This is a genomic window from Micromonospora sediminimaris (assembly GCF_016863575.1).
In the GTDB taxonomy this organism is placed as follows: Bacteria; Actinomycetota; Actinomycetes; order Mycobacteriales; family Micromonosporaceae; genus Micromonospora; species Micromonospora sediminimaris.
The window spans coordinates 38,645-61,944 of record NZ_BOPD01000015.1 but is presented as its reverse complement, the minus strand read 5'-3'; the positions used below and the strand labels follow the sequence as shown (position 1 = coordinate 61,944).

Genomic DNA, 23,300 nt, shown 5'->3' with positions numbered 1-23,300 from the left:
CTCACGGCTCGTCGAGCACGTCGGCGATGACGACGGTGATGTTGTCCGGGCCACCGGCCTGCAACGCCAGGTCGATGAGGTGGCGCGCGCAGGCGTCCCGCTCCGGCTGGCCGGCCAGCACCTCGGCCAGGGTGTCGGCGCGTACGACGTTTGACAGTCCGTCGCTGCACAGCAGCCAGCGGTCACCGGCTCGGGGCACCATTGTCGCGTACGTCGGGGAGACCTCGTCGCCCTGCAACGCCTGGGTCACCACCGCCCGGCGGGGATGGCTACCGGCCTGGTCCGGCGTGATCAGCCCCTGGTCGACGAGCATCTGCACGAAGGTGTCGTCCCGGGTGATCTGCTTGAGTACGCCGTCGCGGAACAGGTAGGCCCGGGAGTCACCCACGTGGGCCAGCGCCAGGCAGCTGCCGGTACGCGCGAACAGCAGCGCGGTCAGCGTGGTGCCCATGCCCTGCCGCTGGGGATCCTCAGCGACCGCCTGACGGATCCGTTCGGTGGCCAGCTGGATGCCGTTCTGCAACGCGGCGACCAGCACGTCCTCCGGCGTCTCCACATCGAGCGGCGCGACCGCTCCGATGGCGATGGCGCTGGCCAGATCACCGGCCGCCATGCCGCCCATGCCGTCGGCGACGGCGACCAGCCAGGTGCCGGAGTGCAACGCGTCCTGGTTTCCGCTGCGGATCAGCCCACGGTCGCTCGTCCCGGCGGAACGCAGCTTCAGGGTCATGGCACGCAGCCTGCCAGGAGTAGGGCTCGGTTGTCTCTAGGAGATCAGGACCGCCCGGCGTGGCGCGGCGAATCTCACTGAGGGTGAACATGAATTCTCATCGGATGCGATCGATTGACATGTCCTGCGCGTCCTGGAAACATGCCCGATACCTGGGAGCGCTCCCAGCTTTTCGCCCCCACCTCACCCATTCCGTCCCGCTCGTCGGAAGGACTCCCCCGTGACGCCATCCCGACGTCGTCTCGCGGTGCTCGCCGCGGCGACCGCCGTGGCGCTGGTCGGCGTTAGCGCCGGCACCGCGTTCGCAGATCCACCTGCCGACGCACCCGAACAGATCCGCAACGGTGACTTCAGCGACGGCTCGTCGCCCTGGTTCTCATACGGCACCAACACCCTCGGCGTAGTCGATGGCCAGCTCTGCGCCACCGTGGCCGGTGGCCTGGCCAACCCCTGGGACGCCGGCATCGGCCACGACGCGCTTCCGTTGATCGCCGGCGCCGAGTACACCCTCGGCTTCGACGTCACCGCCACGCCTGGTGGCTCGGTCGCCGCCGTGCTGCAACTCGGCAGCGAGCCCTACACCGGCTACTACTCGGTCACCGCCGCCGCGACGCCGACCCAGCAGCGCGTCGAGCGCACCTTCGTCGCTCCGAACGACGACGATCGCGCCCAGCTGATCTTCCAGGTCGGCGGCAGCGCCGAGGCGCAGACCGTCTGCCTGGACAATGTCTCGCTGCGCGGCGGCAACCCGCCCGAGCCGTACGTGCCGGACACCGGTCCCCGGGTGCGGGTGAACCAGGTCGGTTACCTGCCCGGCGGGCCGAAGAACGCCACGGTGGTCACCGAGGCCACCGAGGCGCTGCCCTGGGAACTGCGTTCCGCCTCCGGCGCCGTGCTGACCAGCGGCACCACCACTCCCCGCGGCGTCGACGAGGCGTCGGCACAGAACGTGCACTCGCTGGACTTCTCGTCGTACCGCACCCCGGGACAGGGGCTGACGCTGGCGGTGGACGGCGAGGTCAGCCACCCGTTCGACATCTCCGGCACGCTCTACGACCAGTTGCGGTCGGACGCCCTGCAGTTCTTCTACATCCAGCGCAGCGGTATCGAGATCGACGGTGACCTGGTCGGCGAGGAGTACGCCCGCCCCGCCGGCCACCTCGACGTCGCGCCGAACCAGGGCGACACCGACGTACCCTGCGTCGCCGACTCCTGCGACTACCGGCTCGACGTACGCGGCGGCTGGTATGACGCGGGCGACCACGGCAAGTACGTGGTCAACGGCGGTATCGCCACCTACCAGCTGCTGAGCGCCTTCGAGCGGACCAAGAACGCCGCCACGGCCGGCTTCGGCGCCGACCTCGGCGACGGGACGCTGCGGCTGCCCGAGCGGGACAACGGGGTGCCGGACATCCTCGACGAGGCCCGCTGGGAGCTGGAGTTCCTGCTGCGGATGCAGGTGCCGGCCGGCAAGCCACTGGCCGGAATGGCCCACCACAAGATCCACGACCGGAACTGGACCGGCCTGCCGATGCAGCCCGAGGACGACCCGGAGCCGCGCGAGCTGCACCCGCCGTCCACCGCCGCCACCCTGAACCTGGCCGCCACGGCCGCCCAGTGCGCCCGACTGTTCGCCCCGTACGACAAGGAGTTCGCGCAGCGCTGCGGCAGTGCGGCGAAGACCGCCTACGCGGCGGCCAAGGCCAACCCGGCCCGGTACGCCCCCGCCACCGGCAACGGCGGTGGCCCGTACGACGACACAAACGTCACCGACGAGTTCTACTGGGCGGCCGCCGAGCTGTACCTGACCACCGGCGAGAGCGCCTACCTGACCGATCTGACCGCCTCGCCGCACCACACCGGCGACGTCTTCGACCCCCGGGGCTTCGGCTGGCAGAGCGTGGCCGCGCTGGGTCGCCTCGACCTGGCCACCGTGCCGAACGGGCTGCCGGCCGCCGAGCAGACCCGAATCCGCGAGTCGGTCATCGACGCCGCTGACGGTTACCTCGCCGAGATCGGCCGGCAGGCGTACGGGCTGCCCATGCCCGGTGACCCGAACAGCTACTTCTGGGGCGGTAACGGCGCCATCATCAACAACGCGGTCGTGCTGGCCACCGCGTTCGACCTGACCGGGGCGGCGAAGTACCGCGACGGTGCGGTGCAGACGATGGACTACATCCTCGGCCGCAACGCGCTGAACATCTCGTACGTGACCGGGTGGGGCGAGCACGCGGCGGAGAACCAGCACAGCCGGATCTTCGGCTTCCAGCTCGACCCGAGCATGCCGAAGCCGCCGGCCGGTTCGATCGCCGGTGGTCCGAACGCCGCGCTCCAGGACCCGTTCGTGGAGCAGCTGCTCGAAGGCTGCGCACCGATGTTCTGCTTCGTCGACGACATCGCCTCGTACTCCACGAACGAGGTGGCGATCAACTGGAACTCGGCGCTGGCCTGGATCTCCTCGTTCCTGGCGGACCAGGGCGATTCCGCTGCGGTGCCGGCGCCCACCTGCACGGTGTCGTACACCAACTACGGCTCGTGGCAGGGCGGCACCGGCTTCACCGCCCAGGTGAACATCCGCAACACCGGCACCGCCGCGGTGAACGGCTGGACCGCCCGGTTCGCCTTCACCGGTGACGCCAAGGTGCGCGAGGCGTGGATGGCCAAGGTGACGCAGTCCGGTGCCACGGTGACCGCGAAGAGCGAGTCGTACAACTCGCGGATCAACCCGGGTGCGTCGGTGATGTTCGGCTTCAACGCCACCACCGGCGGGGGCGCGAACCCGGCGCCCAACCTGGTCACGGTCAACGGCGCGCCCTGCGCCGTGTCCTGATCCCCGGGTGGGGTGCCGTCGGCGACCGGCACCCCACCCGGCCCCCACCCCGATGAAGTGATCAAGAAGTTCTGGTCCGGATCCGTGACGGATCCGGACCAGAACTTCTTGATCGTCGGGCATGGTGGCGGGCTGTGGCTGGGCCGGTCAGGGGCGGAGTTTGGGGAGGACCTGGTCGGCGAAGGTGTCGAGGAAGGGGCGTTGATCCTGGCCTACGTGGTGGAGGGCGATCTGGTCGAAGCCGAGCGCCACGTACTCCTCCAGCCAGCCCACGTGCCGGCCCAGGTCGGCGGAGATGTTGACCACCTCGGCGAGTCGACTCATCGGCACCTCGGCCGAGACCACGTCGAAGTGTTCCGGCGTGGTCAGGTCCCAGCAGACCGGCGGCGCGAACACGTTGCTGCGCCACTGGTCGTAGGCGATCGCCTCGGCCTCGGCCTGGGCGGGCGCCCAGCTCAGGTGCACCTGAAGGTGCACCGGTCCACGACCTCCGGCCTCCCGGTAGGCGTCGATCATGCGGCGCAGGTGGTCGGTCGGCGCGTTTACCGTGATGAGGCCGTCCGCCCACTCGGCACACCAGCGGGCGGTGGCGACACTGACGGCGGCCCCGACCAGCGCCGGTGGCTGCTCCGGGCGGCTCCACAGCTTCGCCCGGTCGACCCGGACCAGGCCGTCGTGACTGACCTCCTCGCCGGCCAGCAGGGCGCGGATGACGTCCACGCACTCGCGCAGCCGCGCGTTGCGTACGTCCTTGCGCGGCCACGCGTCGCCGGTGATGTGCTCGTTGGCGGCCTCCCCGGAGCCCAGAGCCGCCCAGAACCGACCCGGGTACATGGCGGCGAGCGTGCCGATCGCCTGCGCGATGATCGCCGGGTGGTAGCGCTGCCCGGGCGCGTTGACCACTCCGAATGACAGGCCGGTGGCCTGCAACGCCGACCCGAGCCAGGACCAGGCGAATCCGGAGTGGCCCTGGCGTTCACTCCAGGGGGCGAAGTGGTCGGAGCACATGGCGGCGTCGAAGCCGACCTGCTCGGCGTGGATCACCGCCGCCAGCAGCTCGCGCGGGTGGATCTGCTCGTGGGAAGCGTGAAACGCGATCGCCGTCATGCCGCGCTTCACTACCCACCCGGGGGCAGGAGTAAGCAGCAGCTACTCGGAGTGGCTGCCGGCGCCGGCAGTGGCGGTGCCCTCCCCCACCCAGACCGTCTTGACGTTGCAGAACTCGTGCATGCCCTGGGCGGAGAGTTCCCGGCCGTAGCCGGAGTTCTTCACCCCGCCGAAGGGCAGCTCCGGGTAGGACGTCGTCATCCCGTTGATGAAGACGGCCCCGGCCTCCAGGTCGGTGGCGAACCGCTGCTGCTCCTGCGGGTCGCGGGTCCAGGCGTTCGAGCCGAGCCCGAAGCTGGTGCCGTTGGCCAACTCGATCGCCTCGTCGTACGACGAGGCCCGGTACAACCCGGCGACCGGCCCGAACACCTCCTCCGCCCACATCCGCATACCCGGGTTCAGATCCGTCACCACCGTCGGCGGGTAGAACCAGCCCTCCCCGCTCGGCTTCTCCCCGCCGCAGAGCACCGTGGCTCCTTTGTCGACCGCGTCCCGTACCTGCGCGTCGACCTCGTCGCGCCCCCGCTCGGAGGCCAGCGGGCCGACGTCGGTGTCGCCGTTCATCGGGTCGCCCACCCGCAGCGCCGACATGCGGTGCGCGAACGCCTCGGCAAAGGCGTCGTAGACGTCGGTGTGCACGATGAAACGCTTGGCCGCGATGCAGGACTGGCCGTTGTTCTGGCAGCGGGCGGTGGTGGCAACCTGCGCGGCCAGCTCCACGTCGGCGGAGGGCATCACCACGAACGGGTCGCTGCCACCCAGCTCCAGCACCGTCTTCTTTAGCTCCCGGCCGGCGATCTGCGCGATCGACCGGCCGGCGACCTCACTGCCGGTCAGCGTGGCGGCGCGGACCCGGGGATCGCTCAGAATCCGGTCCACCGCGTCGGAGCCGACCAGCAGGGTGGTGAACGCGCCCTCCGGGAAGCCGGCCCGCCGGAACAGGTCCTCCAGCAGCAGCGCGGTCTGCGGCACGTTGGAGGCGTGCTTGAGCAGGCCGGTGTTGCCGGCCATCAGGGCCGGCGCGGCGAAACGCATGACCTGCCAGAGAGGGAAATTCCATGGCATCACCGCCAGCACCGGGCCGATCGGCTGGTAACGGACGAATGCCCGGGTCGCCGAGACCGCCTCGGCGTCGGCCGGCTCGTCGGCGAGGAACTCGGCCGCCCGGTCGGCGTAGAAGCGGCAGGCGGTGGCGCACTTGGTGACCTCGGCCTTGGCGGCGGCGAACGTCTTGCCCATCTCGGTGGTCATCAGGCGGGCGATCTCGTTCCGCTCCGCCTCCAGCAGGTCGGCCGCCGCGGTCAGCCACCGCCCGCGCTGCTCGATCGTGGTGTCGCGCAACTGCCGGTACGCCAGGTCGGTCCGTTCGATCGCGCCGTCGATCTGCTCGTCGGACATCGCCTCGTACGTCTTGAGCACCTGGCCGTTGACCGGATTGGTGGTGGCGATGGTCATCAGTGCTTCTCCCGTCACTCGAAGAGCGAGTGCCGCGCGCCGGGCTCCTCCCGGCGGCGGGCGGCGCGACGACGTTGAATGATGATCAGGTCAACCACGGCAACCACCGCGAAGACGGCGCAGACGATCCCCAACCAGGCCACGTCGGCACGGAACGCCAACACCGCGAAAACGGTCATGGTGACGAGCCCGAAGCTGGCCAGCGCCAGTCGCAGATTCAGTGCGCTGTACGCGTGACCGACCGTGCCACGGGCACGCCGAGGCTGTGATCTCGTCATCACCTCCACCTACCCCGCGCCGCCAGCGCTAACCGTCGCCCGCACCCACTTTCCGGCCGTGCGTTGCGTTACACCGGCCCCGCGTGACCCGGCCGATCCAGGCACCGGCGGGGAACATGGACCCATGACCGTTAGCCATGCCGAGCCGGTGACCGTCGCCGTCGCCCGACGCGCCGACCCCGCCCGTACCGACGAGATGGTGGCGTGGATGCGGGCGGGCACGGCGCTGGCCGAGGCGTTCCCGGGCTTCCTGGGCGCGGGTTGGGTACGCCGCGCCCCGGGATCGGGCGACTGGCACATGCTCTACCGGTTCGCCGACCCGGACACCCTGCGACGTTGGGAGGAATCGCCGCAGCGACACTGGTGGCTGACGTCGGCGCAGGGCATCGTCGAGCACACCCACGTCGAGCGGCGGACCGGCATCGAGGGCTGGTTCGACCCGCCGCACGCGGCCGCCGTCGAGCCGCTGGACGCGGAACCGACGGTGCCGCCGTCGCCGCCGCGTTGGAAGCAGGCGGTGACGATCTGGCTGGCGTTCTTCCCGCTCAGCCTGACCGCCACGCTGCTGACCGGCGAGTTCCTGCCGGGGCTGCCGACCGCGGCGCGGGTGCTGCTCATGACGCTCACCCTGACCCCGCTGATGACCTACCTGGTGCTGCCCCGGATCACCCGGGCGCTGCACTGGTGGCTGCACGGCCAGCGGGCACCCTGGCACAGGTAGACGACCGTCAACCCCATACCACGCGAGCCTGGGACACGACAGGGCACTGCCGCATCCCCGACAGCAGCGCGCGATCAACCCGGCCTACGCGCGTAGAGTCACCGTGCTGTCGCTCTGCGCTGTGAGGCTGGGGAAGTCATGCCTGGACGCTGGACCACCGCCGCCGTCTGCCTGCTCGCGCTCGTCGCGTTGGCCTGCGAGGCGGGTGGGGACGCGGCGCCGCGACCGTCGGGCGGCACGACCCAGCCCGGCTCCCCCCGGGTCGTCGCCGCCCTCGGTGACTCGATCACCACCGGCTTCGGGTCCTGCCTGGTCCTCACCTCGTGCGAGCGCAACTCCTGGTCGACGGGGGACGGACTGCGGGTCGACAGCCACTACCGCCGGCTGCTCGACCGGAACCCCAACCTGCGCGGCAAGGCCCACAACCGCGCCCGGGCGGGAGCCCGGGCCGCCGCGCTGGCCGGCCAGGCCGAGGCGGCGGTACGCGATCGCGCCGACTACGTCACCGTGCTGGTCGGCGCCAACGACGCCTGTCGCGGCACGATCGACGCGATGACTCCGGTGGCCGACTTCCGGGCCGAGATCGACCGAGGGCTGCGGGTGCTGCGCGAGGGGCGGCCGAAGGCCCGTGTCCTGGTCGTCAGCATTCCGAACCTGTACCGGCTCTGGGAGGTCGGCCACGATGAACCCCGGGCGGTACGTGCCTGGCGGCGGGGCATATGTCCGGCGCTGCTGGCCGAGGCGACGTCGACCGCACCGGCGGATCGGAGCCGCCGCGCGGCGTTCCGGGAACGGATCAGTGCATACAACGGTCAGCTGAAGGCGGCCTGCCGGGCTTACGGCTCCCGATGCCGCTATGACGGCGGCGCCGCACACCGGATCCGCTTCGACCTGGACCTGGTGAACGCGCTTGACTACTTCCACCCCAACGCCGCCGGTCAGTCCCGCCTCGCTGAGGTGACCTGGCGTTCCTCCGGCTACGCCGATTGATCGCCATTCTCCTCGGAATGACGGGGCAGCGGGATCCGGGCCTCGCCGTGTTGACGGTAGAGCGCACGGGAACGCTCGGCCAGCTTCTTGGTGGCCGACGAGTTCGCCCAGGTGCCAAGGATGATCGCCGCTCCGGGGACCACCTTGGCGAAGAGCCGTTTCGCCGCGCGTACCCCGGCCATCTGGGCGAGGCGGACCCCGAGGTGCAGCATCACCCGGCCGAGCGGCGCCTGCCCGCCACCGCCGAACAGCGCGCCCGCCCGTTCCCGTCCAGCCGCCACGCCCAGCGCCACGCGGGCGCTCGCGGCGACCTTGTGCACCTTCTGCAGCACCAGCAGGTCGGTGGCGCGGTCGGAATGCGTCGGGTCGGCACCGTACGCGGCGGCCACGTGCAGGACCATGCGGGCCTGGGTCCAGGCCAGCACGCCGACGTCGATCACCGCACCGGGCAGTCCGGCCGCGCCCGAGACGGCCCCGGAGAGCCGGGCCTGGTTGACGAACCGGCGTACCGCCTGCTCCGCCAGGGCCTCGGCGCCGATGCCGGGCTGCGCGGCCCGGATCCGCTGCACCCACTGCGCGGCCTCCGGACCGAGCCGGCGCACCGCCTCGAGCGCGAGGTGCTCCGGAGCGTACTGCGGATCCTGGCGCATCCGGTCCCACAGCGTGGCCGGCGGCGCCTCGACGACCCGGCTGCCGGGCGGCGGCGGAGCCGGGGTGACGGGTTGGCCCTCGGCGGGCACGGGATCGCTCATCACCTCTCCTTTCGGTGGCGACCATCCATGTGTACCCCGCCGGGGCAACGGCGTACCGTCGGCCGATCGCACGGCGACGCCGGGCCGGGCGGACCGGCCCGACAGGAATGCACGAGGATGGCAGGTACGTTCTGGCGATCGGGGCACCGCGAGTCCGGTGGCCCCGTTACGCACATGCAGGGAGGCCGCACCGGTGCTCGACCCACACGAGCTCTACGAACTCACCGACGATCTGCCCGACCTCGGTCAGCCGGTCCTGATCCAGGCGCTCACCGGTTTCGTCGACGCAGGTAACGCGAGCCGGCTCGCCCGCGAACAGCTGCTCACATCGCTGGAGTCCCGCCCGATCGCCCGGTTCGACCTGGATCAACTTTTCGACTACCGCTCCCGCCGACCGGTGATGACCTTCGTCGAGGACCACTGGGAGAGCTACGACGACCCGGAGTTGGAGCTGCACCTGCTCCACGACGACGACGAGACCCCGTTCCTGCTGCTCACCGGCCCGGAGCCGGACCTTCAGTGGGAACGGTTCACCGCCGCCGTCGCCGGGCTCGCCGCCCGACTGGACGTACGGCTGACCGTGGGGCTCAACGCGATCCCGATGGCGGTGCCGCACACCCGGCCGACCGGGGTGACCGCGCACGCCACCCGGCGTGACCTGATCTCCGGTTACGAACCGTGGCTGCAACGGGTGCAGGTCCCCGGCAGCGTCGGTCACCTGCTGGAGTTCCGCCTCGGCGAGGCGGGCCGCGACGCGCTGGGCTTCGCCGCGCACGTGCCGCACTACGTGGCGCAGGCCGAGTACCCGGCCGCCGCCGAGGTGCTGCTGGCGTCGGTGTCCCGCAGCACCGGGCTGCTGCTGCCCCGGGACGGGCTGCGCTCGGCCGCCGAGGTGGTGCGGGTGGAGATCGACCGGCAGGTCGCGCAGAGCGACGAGGCCACCAGCCTGGTCCAGGCGCTTGAGGAGCAGTACGACGCGTACGCCCGGGGGCGGGGTGAGAAGAACCTGCTCGCCACGGAGAACGGCCCCCTGCCCACGGCCGAGGAACTCGGTGCCGAGTTGGAGCGTTTCCTCGCCGAGCAGACCCGCCCGAACAACGACACCCCGGGGAGTTGACCGGGGGTCTTCGGGCTGACGCGGGCGGCACGCCGACGACCTCGGCGCGTGTCGGCCGGCGGTGGCCGAGCGGGCCCAGCGGAGATGGGGCAGGCTGGCATCATGCGCCTGGCGACGTGGAACGTGAACTCGGTGAAGGCCCGGCTGCCCCGGCTGCTCGACTGGCTGGCCGGCACCGCGCCGGACGTGGTCTGTCTCCAGGAGACCAAGTGCCCCGACGGCGCCTTCCCGGCGACCGAGGTGGGTGAGTTGGGGTACACGGTGGCCAGCCACAGCGACGGCCGGTGGAACGGGGTCGCCGTCCTGTCCCGGGTCGGTCTGGCCGACGTCACAGTCGGGTTCCCCGGCGAGCCCGGCTTTCCCGAGCCGGAGGCCCGGGCGATCTCGGCCACCTGCGGCGGGCTGCGGGTCTGGTCGGTGTACGTGCCGAACGGCCGCACGCCCGACGACCCGCACTACGCGTACAAGCTGGCCTGGCTGGCGGCGCTGCGGGACGCGCTGGACACCGAACTGGCGAACCGCGCGCCGCTGGCCGTCTGCGGCGACTTCAACGTGGCCCCCACCGACGACGACGTCTGGGATCCGGCGCTGTTCGTCAACTCCACCCACGTCACCCCGCCCGAACGGGCCGCCCTGGCGGCGCTGCGCGATCTCGGTCTCTCAGATGTGGTGCCCACCCCGATGAAGGGCCCGCACCCGTTCACCTACTGGGACTACCGGGCCGGCATGTTCCACCAGAACAAGGGCATGCGCATCGACCTGGTGTACGCCTCGGCCCCGCTGGCCCGCGCCGTCCGGTCGGCGTACGTGGACCGGGAGGCCCGCAAGGGCAAGGGCCCCTCCGACCACGCCCCCATCGTCGTCGACGCCGACCTCACTCCCACCGTCGAGTCCTTCTGATCGGACGCCGACCCGGACCGGCGCGGCTGCCCCCGCCCACCCCCGATGCCGACCAGCGGCACGAGATGCCGCAAGTCGACCTCTCCCGCTGCCCGGAAAGCCCCACTTCCCGCAACCCGCGCACCGCGCCCGCACCGCGCCCGCGGCTGGCGGCTCCGGCTAGGGTGAGGCCATGGCAGTTGTGAAGATCAACGCGATCGACGTTCCGCCCGGTGGCGGCGAGGAGTTGGAGAAGCGGTTCGCCGCCCGGGCCCGCGCGGTGGAGAACTCCCCCGGTTTCCTCGGTTTCGAACTGCTGCGCCCGGTGTCCGGCGAGAACCGCTACTTCGTCTACACCCGGTGGGAGACCGAGCAGGCGTACCAGGACTGGGCCGCCGGCCCCGCCCGAGCCGCCCACGCCACCCCGCCCGGCGCCGAGCGGCGGCCACCCGTCGCCTCCGGCGCCACCCTCCTGGAGTTCGAGGTCGTCCAGCAGGTCCCCTGACGACGTTTCTCGTCGCCGGACCGGAGCAGTGGCGGCGGGTACGTCAGGAGGGACGGGTGGTGGTGAGGGTGGCGAAGGCGATGACGTTGTCGGCGTAGCCGGTGCCCCCGCCGAGCCACTCGCCGCCGCAGGTGATCAGCCGCAGACCGGGCGGGCCCTCGTGGCCGTAGACCCGGTCGGCCGGCAACCGGTCCTTCGGAAAGTGCTCCACCGAGTTGACGGTGAACACGGCCACCGAATCGTCCTCCCGGGCCACCTCGACGGTGTCACCCGCCTTCAGCTTGCCCAGGTCGTAGAAGACCGACGGGCCGCTCCTGGTGTCCACGTGCCCGACGATGACCGCCGGCCCCGGGTCGCCCGGCACCGGCCCACGGTCGTACCACCCGGTTTCCTCGTGCCGGCTCAGCGGCGGCACGGCGATCGAGCCGTCCGGTGCGTCGCCGACCGGCTGCACCGGTGCCGAGACGTCGATCGACGGGATGGACAGGCTCACCGGCCGCGCGGCGGTACGCCCGGCGGGTACCGCCGATGCTCCGCCGGAGCCGCGTTCATCGCCGGTGGTGGTCCAGTCGAGCGGTCCGCCGACGGTGTGCCCGAGCCCGGCCCCGGTGGCGAACACGCCGGCCAGCACGAGCAGCACCGCGAGCGGCAGTGACCACGGGCTGCGCCCGGAGCGCGCTACCCGGCGAGGCCCGGCCGCGCCCCGTGGGGCACGGCGTCGATCGGTGAACGGTGCCGCGGCGCGAGCGCGGCGCGAACCGACACCCGGCACCGCCGCCCAGCCGTGCGGGCGCGGCGTGGAACCCGGGCCCGCCGCACCGTCGCTGTCACGGGACAGGGGTCCGGAGCCGGTGCGTGCCGGGGTACCTGTCAAGTTGGTGGGGCGGGGTGTGCGGGCGGTGGTCATGGCGGCTCACCGTCGGCTACCGCGACGGCGGGTCGCGGTGACCCAGAGGACCATGCCGGTGACGGTCAACGCCAGCCCGCCGGGAAGCAGCAGGTTGGAGGTGACGGCACCGGCGCTACCGCCGAAGCCGGTCGCCGGGCCCCGGCTGGGCTTCATGTGGCGTACGACCTGGATCATGGTGGACGCGGTCTCGCCACCCCGGCACTCCAGCTTGACCCGGTAGTTGCCGGGGAGGACCCGCTCCTTGACCATCGCCGTGCCGGTCAGCAGCCCGCGCTGCGGCTGCACGGCGACCCGGCCGAACGCGTCCGAGACGACGATGGCACCCACCGAGTTGTCGTGGCAGCTGGCCCGGAGCCCGACCAGATGGCCCGGTTCCACCATGCTCGGCGAGACCTCCACGAACACGGTCGGGCCCGGCTGCGGCGCGCCCGCAGGCGCACCGGGTTGACCACCGCCGGGTTGCCCGGCGACGACCGGCGCGACGGCGGCCCGCGCGGGTGAGGCCACGGCCGGCGGCGCCGCCAGCAGCGGAGTGGCCAGGGTGAGCGCGAGCAGCGGAACGAAGGCTGCGACGGTACGCGGCGAAGCAGCGGACAGCGCCTGCCTGGCTGCTGACACGATGCCCCCTCCCGGTGCGCCGGTGCGGTCGCCGGGCACTGCCGGACACCCGGTCCTGCCTTCCACCGATGATGGTCTCACCACCGGGCGTACATCACATCCGGTCTTGCGTGGTGCTCGCGTAGGCTCGGTTGGTGGTGACCTCCACCGACCCGACTCCCGCCGTCGCCGCGCCGCACCTGGCGCGGGCGATCCGTACCTACCACCCGCGGCGCGGCCGGATGAGCGGCCGGCAGGTGACGGCGTTGGACCAGCTCTGGCCGCGGTACGGGCTGCGCGTCGCCGACGCCGACCCGTTCGACCCTGTCGACCTGTTCGGCCGCCGGGCCCCACTGGTGGTCGAGATCGGTTCCGGCATGGGCGATGCGACCGCCGAGATGGCCGCCGCCGACCCGGATCGAGATTATCTGGCGGTCGAGGTGCACACCCCGGGAATCGCGAACCTGCTGGACCTGATTCACCTTCGTGAGCTGGGCAATGTCCGGATCGTCGAGGGCGACGCGATGGAGTTGCTCGATCTGCTGCCGCCCAGTTCGCTGGACGCGGTGCACGTCTTCTTTCCGGACCCGTGGCCGAAGTCCCGCCACCACAAGCGGCGGTTGATCCAGCCGACCCATGTGGCGCGGTTGCGTTCCCGGTTGGCGGTCGGCGGCACGCTGCACTGCGCCACCGACTGGGCTGAGTACGCCGAGGCGATGCGGGCGACGCTGGACGCCGACCCGGGTCTGGTCAACGCCTACGACGGGTACGCTCCCCGGCCCGCCTACCGGCCAGTGACCCGGTTCGAGCGGCGGGCGCTGCGCGCCGGCCGCCCGGTCGCCGACCTGATCTACCGCCGCCACGGGTAGGCCCGACGGCGGGCGAGCGCCGGCTGCCCCGGTTGGCGCACAAGCAATTCATCCAGGCACCATGGACCGGCCATGACACTCACCGCCGCGCTGCCGAAGACCGCCGACCCCGACACCCTCTACGACGCGTTCGCCAGTTGGGCGTCCGAGCGCGGCCTGGACCTCTACCCCCACCAGGAGGAGGCGGTCATCGAGATCGTCTCCGGCGCCAACGTGATCATGAATACGCCGACCGGCTCGGGCAAGAGCCTGGTCGCCATCGCCGCGCACTTCGCCGCCCTGGCCGACGACCGGACAACCTTCTACACCGCGCCGATCAAGGCGCTGGTGTCGGAGAAGTTCTTCGCGTTGTGCGAGGTGTTCGGCGCCGAGAACGTCGGAATGCTCACCGGCGACGCCAGCGTCAACGCCGACGCCCCGATCATCTGCTGCACCGCGGAGATCCTGGCCAACCTGGCGCTGCGCGAGGGCAGCCGGGCCGACGTCGGCCAGGTGGTCATGGACGAGTTCCACTTCTACGCCGAACCGGACCGGGGCTGGGCCTGGCAGGTGCCGCTGATCGAGCTGCCGCAGGCCCAGTTCGTGCTGATGTCGGCCACGCTTGGCGACACCACCCGGTTCGTTGACGACCTGACCCGACGTACCGGCCGGGCGACCGCCGTCGTCCGCTCGGCCGAGCGGCCGGTCCCGCTGCTCTTCTCGTACGCGATGACACCGCTGCACGAGACCCTCGAAGAGCTGCTGGAGACCAAGCAGGCCCCGGTGTACGTGGTGCACTTCACCCAGGCCGCCGCCCTGGAACGCGCCCAGGCGCTGATGAGCGTCAACGTCTGCACCCGCGCCGAGAAGGACATGATCGCGGCGGCGATCGGCGGGTTCCGGTTCACCTCCGGGTTCGGCAAGACCCTGTCCCGGCTCGTCCGGCACGGCATCGGCGTGCACCACGCCGGGATGCTGCCCAAGTACCGCCGGCTGGTGGAGACCCTCGCCCAGGCCGGACTGCTCAAGGTCATCTGCGGTACGGACACCCTCGGCGTCGGGATCAACGTGCCGATCCGCACGGTGCTGTTCACCGGCCTGTCCAAGTACGACGGGGTACGCACCCGGCTGCTGAAGGCCCGCGAGTTCCATCAGATCGCCGGCCGGGCCGGACGAGCCGGTTTCGACACCATCGGCCGGGTCGTGGTGCAGGCGCCCGAACACGTCATCGAGAACGAGAAGGCTCTCGCCAAGGCCGGCGACGACCCGAAGAAGCGACGCAAGGTGGTACGCAAGAAGCCGCCGGAGGGCTCCATCGGCTGGGGCAAGCCCACCTTCGACCGCCTGGTGGAAGCCGAACCGGAGCCGCTCACCTCCAGCTTCCAGGTCAGCCACTCGATGCTGCTCAACGTCATCGGCCGCCCCGGCGAGGCGTTCACGGCCATGCGGCACCTGCTCACCGACAACCACGAGGACGCGGCGGCGCAGCGCCGGCACATCCGCCGGGCCATCGCCATCTACCGGGCGTTGCGGGCCGGCGGCGTGGTCGAGGAGCTGCCCGAGCCGGACGAGACCGGGCGCCGGGTCCGGCTCACCGTCGACCTGCAACTCGACTTCGCACTCAACCAGCCGTTGTCCCCGCTCGCGCTGGCCACCATCGAGTTGCTGGACAGCGAGTCCCCGTCGTACGCCCTGGATGTGCTGTCGGTGATCGAGTCGATCCTCGACGACCCGCGCCAGGTGCTCTCCGCGCAGCAGTTCAAGGCTCGCGGCGAGGCGGTCGCCGCGATGAAGGCCGAGGGCATCGAGTACGAGGCCCGGCTCGAACTGCTCGACGAGGTGACCTGGCCCAAGCCGCTCGCCGAGCTGCTGGAGAACGCCTACGAGATGTACCGGCGGGGGCACCCCTGGGTGGCCGACCACCAGCTCTCCCCCAAATCCGTCGTGCGGGACATGTACGAGCGGGCGATGACCTTCACCGAGTACGTGCAGTTCTACGGGTTGTCCCGCTCGGAGGGGCTGGTCCTGCGCTACCTCGCCGACGCGTACAAGACGCTGCGGCAGACCGTGCCCGAGGAGGCCAAGACCGAGGAACTTGTCGACCTGATCGAGTGGCTGGGAGAGCTGGTCCGCCAGGTCGACTCCAGCCTCATCGACGAGTGGGAACGGCTGCGCAACCCGACCGACCTGCCCGAGGTGGCCGCCGCGCTGGACGACCGCCCGGCGGCGGTGACCCGCAACCCGCGGGCGTTCCGGGTGCTGGTGCGCAACGCCCTGTTCCGGCGGGTCGAGCTGGCCGCGCTGCGGCACTGGGACGCGCTCGGCGAGTTGGACGCCGACTCCGGCTGGCCCGCCGACGCCTGGGCCGACGCGCTGGAGCCCTACTTCGAGTCGTACGACGGCATCGGAACCGGCCCGGACGCCCGCGGCCCGGCGCTGCTCATGATCGAACAGGGTCGGGAGCGCTGGACGGTGCGGCAGATCCTGGACGACCCGGAGGGCGACCACGACTGGGGCATCAGCGCCGAGGTCGACCTGGCCGCCTCCGACGAGGCGGGTGCCGCCGTCGTGCGGATCACCGACGTCGGCCAGCTCTGAATTTTTTCCTACGGGGGCCGTCCGGGATGCCCGGGCGGCCCCTTTCGTGCCCTGGGCGATGTCAGGGTCGTCGATTAGAATGTATGTACTAATCGAGTTCCTGACCTGGGAGGATGCTCGTGACCGCGCCCATCTCCGCCCCCCTCACGCCGTACGCAACCCTCCTCGGTTTCACCCGGTACGTCGACCGCACCGGTCCGACCAAGGCCAGCTTCGTCGGCGGCCTACGCCGGCAGCGGGCGAGCCGTTCCGGGTTCAACCCGCACGGCCAGTTCGTCAAGGCACTCAAGGCCGACATCGCCTTCCACACTGGCGGCACCCACCTGGCGCAGGTGGTCGACGTGGTCAAGCCCCGCTGGCGCCCGCTCTACCAGTCGCTCGTGCCCGGCGCGACGGCCTGGCTGCACTCGCTCGGTGAGCCCGCCGGGGTCGACCTGGCCCAGACCCGCGACGCGCTGGCCATGCTCGGCGACCTTCCGATCAAGATCAACCCCCACTTCGGCATCCGGTACGCCGACGGCCGCGCCGAGGCGGTGCGCCTGCACTTCGACGAGGCCCCGCCCAGCGAGGAGGCGACCCTGGCGGCACTGCACCTGACCGCCCGCCACATGGACGCCGTGCTCCCGCACGCCGAGCCGGTCCTGGTCGACGTGCGCCGAGGCATCACCCACCGGATGCCCGACAACGCCAGGCCCAACGAGATCGAAAGCTGGCTCGCCGGCGAGGCAGCCGCCTTCCGCGCCATCTGGTCCGCCGCCGCCTGACCACCAACCTCAGGCGTTCAGCGACCGCCAGCCTTCACGTACCACCGCAGGTGCGTGGCGAGCACGCTTGATCCCGGTGTCGAGGCGCTGCTCCGGCTCGTCGAGCACGAGCAGTCGGCGCACGGCTCAGAATTCCTTCAGCGCAGGCATGATCGCCTCGACCAGAGCCTCGGGGTCGAGTACGTGCGCGATGTGCCCCTGATCGGGCAGCACCACCAGGGTCGCGTCGTCGAGGCCGTCGACCAGCGCCCGAGCGGCGCGGCCAAACACCAACTCCTCGCGGTCGCTCCGTTCGCCGAGGATCACCAGCGTCGGCACCTTGATCTTCTTCAGCATCGACGGGTCGTAGGCCAGCCGGTCCAGCGCGGCGAGTTCGGCGTAGGTGCTGTCAATCAACTCCAACATCGCCGCCCAGCCGGTCGGGTCACCGGTCCGGAAGCTCTCCGCGTCCTCGGGAGCGTCACCGACGACCCGGGTGAGCACCGTGGCGAACGCGGTGTCGCGGTCGCCCGCCTTGAGCGCAGCGCCGATCACATCCAGCGCCTCACCGGTGACCGGTCCGTCGACCGGTATCGTCGGCTCGTACAGCACCAGACCGGCGAGGTCGTCGCGCTCGGCAGCGGTCAACAGGGCGATCGCGCCGCCGTAGCTGTGCCCGATCAACACCGGTTCCGGACCGGCCTCGTCGAGCACCTGGTTGAGATCCGCCACCTCGGTGGCGAGGTCGTAGTCGTCGCCGATCGGCGCGCTCTTCCCACGACCCCGGCGATCCGGGACGAGCGTTCGACCGGGCAGGCGAGCTGCCACCTCGCCCCAATGATCAGCCACACTTTGGACACCATGCGTGATGACGGCCGTACGGCCCGTGCCGTAGCTTCTCATCAGTCGAACGTAAGCCTTGACAGTAGTGTGAAGGTCAAGTGGCACTGGGAGAGGGGAGTGCGTTGCTTATCGGCGAGTTGTCGGAACGGACCGGCGTCAGTGCCCGACTGCTTCGGTACTACGAACAGCAAGGCTTGCTCCGGTCCGCACGCGCTGCGAACGGGTACCGCCACTATGCAGTGGAGGATGTCGAGAAGGTGCGCCGGATCCGGTCCTTGCTCAATGTAGGTCTGCCCCTGCGGACCGTTGAACTGCTGCTGCCTTGCGTCGTTGATGCCAGCCCCCGCGTCATCCCATGCGAGAACCTCGTAGCGACGCTGCGGCAGGAGGTGGCACGCCTCGACGAGGCGTCCAATGAAATCGACCGCTGCCGCACACTGATCCTGGACATCCTGCACCGTTCCGGCGCCGACGAATTGGTGGGTGCCTCTACCGGGAGCTGACCGGAACTCACTGGTCACGCATGCCGGAGGCACCCGCGAGTCAACAATCGGGATCGAGTGGGCCTCTGATACCGCCGAGGGCCACTCGGTCCCGGATCGCGCTAGCGGTCGCAGACCTCCGGCTCGTCAGTCGGATCCCCGGCTTCGATGGCGGCTGCCCGCCCGGTCACCGGCACGACCCGCGGATCATCGACCGGTCCGATGATCATCCGCAGGCCCGGAAATTGGTCGGCCAGCAGCCGGCGGCACGAATCGCAGGGAGTCACCAGGGTCCGGCCCCGTTCGCCGACGGTGACAATCGTCTCCAGCTCACTCACGCCCTGGGTAACCGCGGTCGCGAGAGCCACCACCTCGGGGCAGGCCCCGCCGGCCGCGCGCGCCACGTTCACGGCAGAGATCACCCGGCCGTCAGCGGTACGAGCCGCCGTTGCGAGAGTGTGGGCTGCGCTGCGGCAACGCAGCTTTGCCACTGCGCTGGCAGCCTGCACCAGTGCCCGGTCGGTGTCCCGCATCTTCATCGACGTCCCCGCGTTCCGCTCCCAGCTCGGCGCCCAACGATAGACCGCCCCCGGGCTGGCGCCACCACACCGCCTTCTTTGCTGTGCTTCAACCCACGCATCAACTCGGGGCCGCAACCGTTGCGCCGGGTGAAGCAGAGCAAAGGGGGCGCGGCGACCAACCTTGGGCCGCACACCAACGCGCGCCCGACCAGGCCCGGACGCCACATCGCGACCAGCCCTCACCCGGCCAGCGCAGCCCGGCCGGAGCAGTGCGCGGGTAACCAGGAGGCGGACCGGCAACCGGCTGCCTATCCTTGGCCACGACATGCAGAATCCAGCCTCACCCGCCGCGACCGATCCCGTTCGGGAGTTGCAGCGTCGCCTTTCCCCGCTGATGTTCCGCGACCAGCGTCAGCTGCGCCGTCGACTCGACGGGCTGCGGAAGCTACGCGACCCGCAGCGACGCGAGTCGGTGCTGGCGGAGATCGTCGCCGAGACGGCTGCGGCGGAGGGCCGGCTGGAGCGGCGGAAAGCCGCGGTGCCGAAGATCGTCTACCCGGCAAGTCTGCCGGTCAGCGAGCGCAAGGATGACATCGCCGCGGCGATCCGCGACCACCAGGTGGTGATCGTGGCGGGCGAGACCGGCTCGGGTAAGACCACCCAGTTGCCGAAGATCTGCCTGGAGCTGGGGCGTGGCATCAGCGGCCTGATCGGGCACACCCAGCCCCGGCGGCTGGCGGCGCGTACGGTGGCCGACCGGATCGCCGAGGAGTTGGGGACCGAACTCGGTGACGTGGTCGGCTACAAGGTGCGCTTCACCGATCAGGTGGGCGAGAACAGCCTGGTCAAGCTGATGACCGACGGCATCCTGCTGGCCGAGTTGCAGACCGACCGGATGCTGCGCCAGTACGACACGTTGATCATCGACGAGGCGCACGAGCGCAGCCTCAACATCGACTTCATTCTCGGGTACCTCCGGCAGCTCCTGCCGCGCCGTCCCGACCTCAAGGTGATCATCACCTCGGCGACCATCGAGACCGACAGGTTCGCGCGGCACTTCGCCGGACCAACGACCGCCGAGCATCCCGACGGCGAGCCGGCGCCGGTGGTGGAGGTCTCCGGCCGGACCTACCCGGTGGAGGTGCGCTACCGGCCGCTTGTCGAGGTCGCCGACGGCGACGAGGAGGACGCGGACGAGGAGAACGTCCGCGACCAGATCCAGGCCATCGGTGACGCGGTCGAGGAGCTGGCCGCCGAGGGGCCGGGCGACATCCTGGTCTTCCTCAGCGGTGAGCGGGAGATCCGGGACACCGCCGAGGCGCTGGGCAAGCTGGTGCAGAACAAGCGGTCGCTGCTCGGCACCGAGATCCTGCCGCTGTACGCCCGACTCAGCGTCGCCGAGCAGCACCGGGTCTTCGCCCCGCACTCCGGCCGCCGGGTGGTGCTGGCCACGAACGTGGCGGAGACCTCGCTCACCGTGCCGGGCATCAAGTACGTGGTGGATCCCGGCACCGCCCGGATCTCCCGCTACTCGCAGCGGCTGAAGGTGCAGCGGCTGCCGATCGAGCCGATCTCCCAGGCCAGCGCCAACCAGCGCAAGGGTCGCTGCGGGCGCACCTCGGACGGCATCTGCATCCGGCTCTACGACGAGCAGGACTTCGACTCCCGGCCCGAGTTCACCGACCCGGAGATCCTGCGGACCAACCTGGCCTCGGTCATCCTCCAGATGACCGCCATCGGTCTGGGCGACATCGCCGCGTTCCCGTTCATCGACCCGCCGGACCGCCGCAACATCACCGACGGCGTGAACCTGCTGCACGAGCTGGGCGCGATCGACCCGACCGAGACCGAGCCGAGCCGACGGCTCACGTCCCTCGGCCGGCGGCTGGCGCAGTTGCCGGTCGACCCCCGGCTGGCCCGGATGGTGCTGGAGGGCGAACGCAACGGCTGTGCCACCGAGGTGATGGTGATCGCCGCAGCGCTGTCGATCCAGGATCCGCGCGAGCGGCCCGCGGAGAAGCAGGCCCAGGCCGACCAGGCACACGCCCGGTTCGCCGACGCCGAGTCCGACTTCGTCGCGTATCTCAACCTCTGGCGGTACCTGCGGGAGCAGCAGCGGGCGCTCTCCTCAAGCGCGTTCCGGCGGATGTGTCGGGCCGAGTACCTCAACTACCTGCGGGTACGGGAGTGGCAGGACATCGTCAGCCAGTTGCGCCAGGTGCTGCGTACCCCTGACGAAAGGAACCGGGGACGGGGCCGGCGGGGCGGCGCGGACGGCGTGCCCGACGGCGGTGGGCGACGCCAGGTCGGCGCGGACCTGCCGGAGGAGATCGACACACCGAAGGTGCACCAGTCGCTGCTGCCGGGCCTGCTGTCGCACGTCGGTCTCAAGGACGCCCAGAAGCACGAGTACCTGGGCGCGCGCGGGGCGAAGTTCGCCCTGTTCCCGGGCTCGGCGTTGTTCCGCAAGCCACCTCGCTGGGTGATGGCCGCCGAGCTGGTGGAGACCTCCCGGCTGTGGGGGCGGGTGAACGGGCGGATCGAGCCGGAGTGGGTCGAGCCGCTCGCCCAGCACCTGGTCAAGCGCAGCTACAGCGAGCCGCACTGGGAGAAGAAGCAGGCGGCGGTGATGGCGTACGAGAAGGTCACCCTCTTCGGCGTCCCGCTGGTCACCTCCCGCAAGGTGAACTTTGGTCGGATCGACCCGACGTTGAGCCGGGAGCTGTTCATCCGGCACGCGCTTGTCGAGGGCGACTGGTCCACCCACCACCAGTTCTGGCGGGACAACCAGCGGCTGCTGACCGAGATCGAGGAGTTGGAGAATCGCGCCCGGCGACGCGACATCCTGGTCGACGACGAGACGATCTTCCAGTTCTACGACGAGCGCATCCCGGCCGACGTGGTCTCCGGGCGGCACTTCGACAGCTGGTGGAAGAAGACCCGCCGGGAGCGGCCCGAGCTGCTCACCTTCACCCGGGAGCTGCTTGTCAACGCGGGCCGGGGCGGGCTGGACGAGGCCGACTACCCCGACGAGTGGCGGGCCGACGGGGTGGCGTTGCCGCTGACGTACACGTTCGACCCGGGTACGGCGACCGACGGCGTGACTGTGGACATTCCGCTGCCGTTGCTCAACCAGGTGCCCGCCGAAAGCTTCGACTGGCAGGTGCCGGGGCTGCGTGAGGAACTGGTCGTAGCGCTGATCCGGTCGCTGCCGAAGCCGGTACGGCGCAACTTCGTGCCGGTCCCCGACTACGCCCGCGCCGCGCTGGCCGCGATCACCCCCGGCGAGGAACCGCTGCTGGACGCGCTGACCCGACAGCTGCGGCGGATGACCGGGGTGACCGTGCCCCGGGACGCCTGGGATCTGGGCAGGCTGCCGCCGCACCTGCGGGTCACCTTCCGGGTGCTCGGCGACGACGACAAACCGGTAGCCGAGGGCAAGGACCTGCCGGCCCTGCAACGCCAGCTCAAGGCGGAGGTACGCCAGGTGGTGGCCGCCGCCGCGCCGGAGGTGGCCCGATCGGGGCTGACCGGCTGGGAGATCGGCACGCTGCCGCGCACCATCGAGCAGGTACGGGCCGGGTACGCGGTGACCGCCTACCCGGCGCTTGTGGACGAGGGCGCCACGGTCGGCGTGAAGGTGTTCGACTCCCCCGCCGAGCAGGAGGTCGCCCACTGGGCCGGCACCCGTCGGCTGCTGCGGCTGACCGTGCCGTCCCCGGCGAAGTTCCTCCAGGGCCGGTTGCCCAACGAGGCGAAGCTGGCGTTGTCCCGCAACCCGCACGGCGGGGTGCAGGCGTTGATCGAGGACGCGGCCGGCGCGGCGATCGACAAGCTGATCGTCGACGCGGGCGGACCGGCCTGGGACGAGGCGGGTTTCGCCGCGCTGCGCGAGAAGGTCCGGGCCGAGCTGGTGGACACGGTGGTGGCGGTGATGGACCGGGTCCGGGCGGTGCTCTCCACCGCGTACGCCGTGCAGCAGCGCCTCGGCGCGACGCGGAACCTGGCCGTGGTGGCCGCCCTGGCCGACGTCCGCAACCAGCTCACCGGCCTGGTGCACGCCGGCTTCATCACCGAGGCCGGGTACGCCCGACTGCCCGACCTGCTGCGCTACCTGACCGCGATCGAGCGGCGGCTGGACCGGCTGCCCGGCAACCCCGCGCGGGACAAACAACAGCAGGACCGCGTCGCGGTGGTGCAACGCGAGTACGACGAGCTACTGGCCGCCCTGCCCCCGGCGCGACGCTCGTCGCAGGCGGTGCGCCAGATCCGCTGGATGATCGAGGAGCTGCGGGTGAGCATCTTCGCCCAGGCCCTCGGCACCCCCTATCCCGTCTCCGAGCAACGCATCTACCGCGCCATGGACGACGCCGAAGGGCGTTGATCGCTTAGAC

At 71.0% G+C, this 23,300-nt stretch carries 20 protein-coding genes; 11 read left to right on the top strand and 9 right to left on the bottom strand.

Annotated features, from left to right (window positions below; genetic code table 11):
* Position 1: 1 nt before the first annotated feature.
* Positions 2-730 carry a PP2C family protein-serine/threonine phosphatase gene (locus tag Vse01_RS13290; protein WP_093404671.1) on the bottom strand — a complete coding sequence of 243 codons (729 nt, stop codon included), beginning with the start codon at positions 728-730 and terminating at the stop codon, positions 2-4.
* 220 nt (positions 731-950) lie between these two features.
* Here Vse01_RS13290 and Vse01_RS13285 point away from each other — a divergent pair, with 220 nt between their 5' ends.
* Positions 951-3,560, top strand: coding sequence for a glycoside hydrolase family 9 protein (locus tag Vse01_RS13285; protein WP_093404673.1), 2,610 nt, complete (start codon positions 951-953; stop codon positions 3,558-3,560).
* 147 nt (positions 3,561-3,707) lie between these two features.
* Here Vse01_RS13285 and Vse01_RS13280 read toward each other — a convergent pair whose 3' ends face one another.
* From Vse01_RS13280 to Vse01_RS13270, 3 genes are read right to left on the bottom strand one after another with little or no spacing between them, the layout of a single operon-like run.
* Positions 3,708-4,667 carry a TIGR03885 family FMN-dependent LLM class oxidoreductase gene (locus tag Vse01_RS13280; protein WP_093404864.1) on the bottom strand — a complete coding sequence of 320 codons (960 nt, stop codon included), beginning with the start codon at positions 4,665-4,667 and terminating at the stop codon, positions 3,708-3,710.
* 42 nt (positions 4,668-4,709) lie between these two features.
* A complete protein-coding gene (locus Vse01_RS13275; RefSeq protein ID WP_093404676.1) occupies positions 4,710-6,122 on the bottom strand; it encodes an NADP-dependent succinic semialdehyde dehydrogenase in 1,413 nt (470 codons plus the stop codon).
* A gap of 14 nt (positions 6,123-6,136) precedes the next feature.
* Positions 6,137-6,400 carry a DUF6343 family protein gene (locus tag Vse01_RS13270; RefSeq protein WP_093404866.1) on the bottom strand — a complete coding sequence of 88 codons (264 nt, stop codon included), beginning with the start codon at positions 6,398-6,400 and terminating at the stop codon, positions 6,137-6,139.
* A 124-nt stretch (positions 6,401-6,524) separates the two neighbouring features.
* On the opposite strand from Vse01_RS13270, the gene Vse01_RS13265 reads away from it, so the two are divergent.
* Positions 6,525-7,121, top strand: coding sequence for an antibiotic biosynthesis monooxygenase (locus Vse01_RS13265; RefSeq protein ID WP_093404678.1), 597 nt, complete (start codon positions 6,525-6,527; stop codon positions 7,119-7,121).
* A 138-nt stretch (positions 7,122-7,259) separates the two neighbouring features.
* Entirely contained in the window at positions 7,260-8,111 is an 852-nt protein-coding gene (locus tag Vse01_RS13260; RefSeq protein ID WP_093404681.1) for a GDSL-type esterase/lipase family protein, read from the top strand.
* On the opposite strand, the gene Vse01_RS13255 is transcribed toward Vse01_RS13260, so the two are convergent.
* Entirely contained in the window at positions 8,099-8,863 is a 765-nt protein-coding gene (locus tag Vse01_RS13255; protein WP_093404683.1) for an EcsC family protein, read from the bottom strand. The genes Vse01_RS13260 and Vse01_RS13255 overlap by 13 nt on opposite strands.
* Before the next feature lie 193 nt (positions 8,864-9,056).
* On the opposite strand from Vse01_RS13255, the gene Vse01_RS13250 reads away from it, so the two are divergent.
* From Vse01_RS13250 to Vse01_RS13240, 3 genes are all read left to right on the top strand, one after another.
* The gene (locus Vse01_RS13250) at positions 9,057-9,980 is read left to right on the top strand and encodes a proteasome assembly chaperone family protein (RefSeq protein WP_093404686.1); all 924 of its coding nucleotides are present in this window, start codon (positions 9,057-9,059) and stop codon (positions 9,978-9,980) included.
* Positions 9,981-10,082: 102 nt separating this feature from the next.
* Complete coding sequence (locus tag Vse01_RS13245) at positions 10,083-10,880, top strand: exodeoxyribonuclease III (RefSeq protein ID WP_093404869.1); 798 nt, start codon at positions 10,083-10,085, stop codon at positions 10,878-10,880.
* Between the two features lie 172 nt (positions 10,881-11,052).
* Complete coding sequence (locus Vse01_RS13240) at positions 11,053-11,364, top strand: antibiotic biosynthesis monooxygenase family protein (RefSeq protein ID WP_093404688.1); 312 nt, start codon at positions 11,053-11,055, stop codon at positions 11,362-11,364.
* A 43-nt stretch (positions 11,365-11,407) separates the two neighbouring features.
* On the opposite strand, the gene Vse01_RS13235 is transcribed toward Vse01_RS13240, so the two are convergent.
* Together Vse01_RS13235 and Vse01_RS13230 are read right to left on the bottom strand one after the other, a co-directional pair.
* Entirely contained in the window at positions 11,408-12,136 is a 729-nt protein-coding gene (locus Vse01_RS13235) for a class F sortase (protein ID WP_373870673.1), read from the bottom strand.
* 141 nt (positions 12,137-12,277) lie between these two features.
* Entirely contained in the window at positions 12,278-12,895 is a 618-nt protein-coding gene (locus Vse01_RS13230) for a hypothetical protein (protein WP_373870672.1), read from the bottom strand.
* 218 nt (positions 12,896-13,113) lie between these two features.
* Here Vse01_RS13230 and trmB point away from each other — a divergent pair, with 218 nt between their 5' ends.
* From trmB to Vse01_RS13215, 3 genes are all read left to right on the top strand, one after another.
* A complete protein-coding gene (gene trmB / locus Vse01_RS13225; RefSeq protein ID WP_232511259.1) occupies positions 13,114-13,740 on the top strand; it encodes a tRNA (guanosine(46)-N7)-methyltransferase TrmB in 627 nt (208 codons plus the stop codon).
* Between the two features lie 72 nt (positions 13,741-13,812).
* Positions 13,813-16,317 carry a DEAD/DEAH box helicase gene (locus Vse01_RS13220; RefSeq protein WP_093404696.1) on the top strand — a complete coding sequence of 835 codons (2,505 nt, stop codon included), beginning with the start codon at positions 13,813-13,815 and terminating at the stop codon, positions 16,315-16,317.
* A 119-nt stretch (positions 16,318-16,436) separates the two neighbouring features.
* Positions 16,437-17,081: a hypothetical protein gene (locus Vse01_RS13215; RefSeq protein ID WP_093404874.1), complete on the top strand. Its 645-nt coding sequence runs from the start codon at positions 16,437-16,439 to the stop codon at positions 17,079-17,081.
* A 126-nt stretch (positions 17,082-17,207) separates the two neighbouring features.
* Here the strand turns inward: Vse01_RS13215 and Vse01_RS13210 are convergent, their stop codons facing one another.
* Positions 17,208-17,963, bottom strand: coding sequence for an alpha/beta fold hydrolase (locus Vse01_RS13210; RefSeq protein WP_093404698.1), 756 nt, complete (start codon positions 17,961-17,963; stop codon positions 17,208-17,210).
* A gap of 38 nt (positions 17,964-18,001) precedes the next feature.
* Between Vse01_RS13210 and Vse01_RS13205 the strand changes: the two genes are divergently transcribed.
* The gene (locus Vse01_RS13205; protein WP_232511247.1) at positions 18,002-18,406 is read left to right on the top strand and encodes a MerR family transcriptional regulator; all 405 of its coding nucleotides are present in this window, start codon (positions 18,002-18,004) and stop codon (positions 18,404-18,406) included.
* Positions 18,407-18,507: 101 nt separating this feature from the next.
* Here the strand turns inward: Vse01_RS13205 and Vse01_RS13200 are convergent, their stop codons facing one another.
* Entirely contained in the window at positions 18,508-18,924 is a 417-nt protein-coding gene (locus tag Vse01_RS13200) for a cytidine/deoxycytidylate deaminase family protein (RefSeq protein WP_093404701.1), read from the bottom strand.
* A 307-nt stretch (positions 18,925-19,231) separates the two neighbouring features.
* On the opposite strand from Vse01_RS13200, the gene hrpA reads away from it, so the two are divergent.
* Entirely contained in the window at positions 19,232-23,290 is a 4,059-nt protein-coding gene (gene hrpA / locus Vse01_RS13195) for an ATP-dependent RNA helicase HrpA (protein WP_093404703.1), read from the top strand.
* The last annotated feature ends 10 nt before the right edge of the window (positions 23,291-23,300 follow it).

Excerpts from the sequence above, each read along its gene's own strand:
- trmB (WP_232511259.1), top strand. The coding sequence starts at position 13,114 with ATGAGCGGCCGGCAGGTGACGGCGTTGGACCAGCTCTGGCCGCGGTAC.
- Vse01_RS13220 (WP_093404696.1), top strand. The coding sequence starts at position 13,813 with ATGACACTCACCGCCGCGCTGCCGAAGACCGCCGACCCCGACACCCTC.
- Vse01_RS13245 (WP_093404869.1), top strand. The coding sequence starts at position 10,083 with ATGCGCCTGGCGACGTGGAACGTGAACTCGGTGAAGGCCCGGCTGCCC.
- Vse01_RS13270 (WP_093404866.1), bottom strand. The coding sequence starts at position 6,400 with ATGACGAGATCACAGCCTCGGCGTGCCCGTGGCACGGTCGGTCACGCG.
- Vse01_RS13290 (WP_093404671.1), bottom strand. The coding sequence starts at position 730 with ATGACCCTGAAGCTGCGTTCCGCCGGGACGAGCGACCGTGGGCTGATC.
- Vse01_RS13200 (WP_093404701.1), bottom strand. The coding sequence starts at position 18,924 with ATGAAGATGCGGGACACCGACCGGGCACTGGTGCAGGCTGCCAGCGCA.
- Vse01_RS13255 (WP_093404683.1), bottom strand. The coding sequence starts at position 8,863 with ATGAGCGATCCCGTGCCCGCCGAGGGCCAACCCGTCACCCCGGCTCCG.
- Vse01_RS13265 (WP_093404678.1), top strand. The coding sequence starts at position 6,525 with ATGACCGTTAGCCATGCCGAGCCGGTGACCGTCGCCGTCGCCCGACGC.
- Vse01_RS13280 (WP_093404864.1), bottom strand. The coding sequence starts at position 4,667 with ATGACGGCGATCGCGTTTCACGCTTCCCACGAGCAGATCCACCCGCGC.
- Vse01_RS13260 (WP_093404681.1), top strand. The coding sequence starts at position 7,260 with ATGCCTGGACGCTGGACCACCGCCGCCGTCTGCCTGCTCGCGCTCGTC.
- Vse01_RS13240 (WP_093404688.1), top strand. The coding sequence starts at position 11,053 with ATGGCAGTTGTGAAGATCAACGCGATCGACGTTCCGCCCGGTGGCGGC.
- hrpA (WP_093404703.1), top strand. The coding sequence starts at position 19,232 with ATGCAGAATCCAGCCTCACCCGCCGCGACCGATCCCGTTCGGGAGTTG.
- Vse01_RS13210 (WP_093404698.1), bottom strand. The coding sequence starts at position 17,963 with ATGAGAAGCTACGGCACGGGCCGTACGGCCGTCATCACGCATGGTGTC.
- Vse01_RS13275 (WP_093404676.1), bottom strand. The coding sequence starts at position 6,122 with ATGACCATCGCCACCACCAATCCGGTCAACGGCCAGGTGCTCAAGACG.